A 2,499-nucleotide genomic window follows, 5' to 3' on the forward strand; every position below is an offset into this window, starting at 1 on the left:
GTCGAAAATAAAATGAACTGTAAGCCGCTCTCAGGAGCGGCTATTTGAAGTGGGTATACCCACTATTGAGCGTTTACGATTTCAAGGAGAAAAGTGTCAGATACACAGAGATCAGACATACGATTAGCCATATGAAGAGCCGGATGCGGGAAAGCCGGGGAAAGCCGCACGTCCGGTTCTGTGAGGGGCGTACCTTGTGAAAGGTACGTCTACTCGACCCTGGTACTACAGCGCAACTTAGAGTCTTGAGTATGTTACAGTAATGTAACAGGCTAAGCGTAGACAGCAAGGTTACAGGTACGTCTACTCGACCCTGGTACTAACGAACATTATTGAAATGTAATCTGTGGATGAACCCGTTGTTCAAGGTCATGGGCGGCTGGGGAATATGGGAGACAGTGAATGGCGAACAGAAGCTGACAACCGAGTGCATTGAAAACGTGATTATGATGTTGCCATTTTCAGCAATAGTGATATGGAATAATTGGCGGATTGATGTATTGTGCGGTGATGAAGGTAAGAAAGTGTCTGTAAAAATGTATGAAATTGTGATATACTGAGAATGGTAGCTGACTTAAATAAAAATTAAAAAGCCAGTGAGGGCATTGATCACATTGTTACCAGATTCAGGTACTATGTGACAGTTACCACGTAATAACATTAGAGGTAAAGCATGGATAAATGGAAAACGATATGTTCACAAGCGCTGCTTGATACTAAGTGGGTGAAGGTGAGAAAAGATGCTGTGGAGCTTCCAAATGGGCAACATATTGATGATTTTTATGCCATTACGATTAACGAGGCTGCGGCAATTGTAGCATTAGATGACTATGGAAATATCATATTGAAAAAAGAATATCGATATTGTTATGGCCGAGACTTGATTGAGATCCCTGCAGGTGGTTTTGAAAGGGGAGAGGAAGGTCTGGAGGTTGCAAAGAGAGAACTGCTAGAAGAGACAGGTTATATTTCTGAGGACTGGCAGTTTATTGGAAGAACAGTAGAAAGTTCCGCGAAGCTTACAAACTATATGCACATATACTTTGCAGATCATTGCCGTAAGGTCAGTGGGCAGCATTTGGACGCGACAGAAGAAATCGAGGTATTGGTCATGCCGTTAGAACAGGCGGTCAGTATGGTGATGGATAACGAGATTTGCTGCAATAGCTCTGCGCATGGGATTCTATGGGCAGCAAGGAAGTGTGGTATATAAGGTATAGTAGGCAATTACGTGCCAGCCCCTGGTACTTTGTTTTGTAAGAAATATTTTGTAATAAACTTGGAAGAGGAGAGAGGTAGAAATGAGAAAAAGATTTTTTACAGTAATGGCGGCAGCATTGGTGGTATCAGGAATTCCAGTAATGGCAAAAGAAACCAGTACGGAAGAAAAGATTAGTGAGGCAGTTGAAGAAACAAAGGACAGTACTGAGGCGGAAAGTGTAGTTTCAGGAAATGAGGATCGAATTTCGGAGATTGAGAAGCAGATTCACGATTTGGAGAAGCAAATTGCAGTGTTGAAAGAAGAACGAAAGCAGTTGCGAGAGTCCAATGTTACAGAAATAGGAGATGTAATTTATCAGGATGAGTCTGTTATAATTACTTATAATGGAATTAAGGAAGATGAGTATGGTGATGGATATTCGATTAATTTTATAACAGAAAATCTTACTGATAAAAAAATCATTGTACAGTATGAGGATGCTTCATTAAATGATTTTATGTTTTATGCTGTGTATTCAGCTAATTTAGCCCCAAATAAGAAATCCAAGGATGAAATAGACATGTATGAATCATATGATGAGTATTGTCCGATGGAAGATCTTGAGTATTTGGAATTTAAAGTAGCAGTTTTGGATGGCGATTCTTATGATGAGATTTGTATATCTGATCCGGTTACAATTAGTTTTGAATAAGCAAATGCATAGTGTAACATACAGGGGATCTAAGAAAAAACTCTTGCAAAAACCTATCATACGTGATATAATAACACAAAACAGACAAAGGAAGAATGTGCATTATATGCAGGAAAAAACAAAAGAGATGGACAGCGCTCTGACTAATAATAATAATATGGAAGAGTATCGGACACAAAAAAAGGCACGAGAAAAACGGCTGATGGCTTATGCAGAAGAAATTCAGAAAAATACGCTGCAAATGTCATCTGCATTGATTGCAGAATTAGTGGCAGAAAGAAAATACCAGAAGAAAACGCAGCAGGATATAGCAGATATTACAGGAATATTACCAGCCAATATTGCGCGTTTTGAAAACGGTTCAAGAGTACCGACATTAGTTGTGTTGCAAAAATATGCTAGCGCTCTTGGAAAAAGGATAAAGGTTGAGCTTTGTGATCAGGAAGCAAAGTGACCACATTAAAAGTAAATATAGATAAAAGCACAGTGCTTTTATCTATATTTACATATAATCATCAATGATAGTATTGTATATGATAAAATACAGGAGAGAGGGTGATATTATTCGTCAAAAAAGAATTTGGTA

At 38.8% G+C, this 2,499-nt stretch carries 4 protein-coding genes; all 4 read left to right on the forward strand.

Annotation, left to right across the window (positions count from 1 at the left end; all coding sequences use genetic code 11):
- Positions 1-350 precede the first annotated feature (350 nt).
- The 4 genes from LKD48_RS16310 to LKD48_RS16325 all read left to right on the forward strand — a co-directional run bounded on the left by LKD48_RS16310 (position 351) and on the right by LKD48_RS16325 (position 2,367).
- Complete coding sequence (locus LKD48_RS16310) at positions 351-560, forward strand: hypothetical protein (protein WP_308732641.1); 210 nt, start codon at positions 351-353, stop codon at positions 558-560.
- 113 nt (positions 561-673) lie between these two features.
- Positions 674-1,213 (forward strand): NUDIX hydrolase, encoded by a 540-nt coding sequence (locus tag LKD48_RS16315; protein ID WP_308732642.1) that lies wholly within the window; start codon positions 674-676, stop codon positions 1,211-1,213.
- Between the two features lie 88 nt (positions 1,214-1,301).
- Entirely contained in the window at positions 1,302-1,913 is a 612-nt protein-coding gene (locus LKD48_RS16320) for a bZIP transcription factor (RefSeq protein WP_308732643.1), read from the forward strand.
- Between the two features lie 106 nt (positions 1,914-2,019).
- Positions 2,020-2,367 (forward strand): helix-turn-helix domain-containing protein, encoded by a 348-nt coding sequence (locus LKD48_RS16325; protein ID WP_308732644.1) that lies wholly within the window; start codon positions 2,020-2,022, stop codon positions 2,365-2,367.
- Positions 2,368-2,499: the final 132 nt, after the last annotated feature.

This window comes from Anthropogastromicrobium aceti (assembly GCF_020687335.1).
In the GTDB taxonomy this organism is placed as follows: Bacteria; Bacillota; Clostridia; order Lachnospirales; family Lachnospiraceae; genus Anthropogastromicrobium; species Anthropogastromicrobium aceti.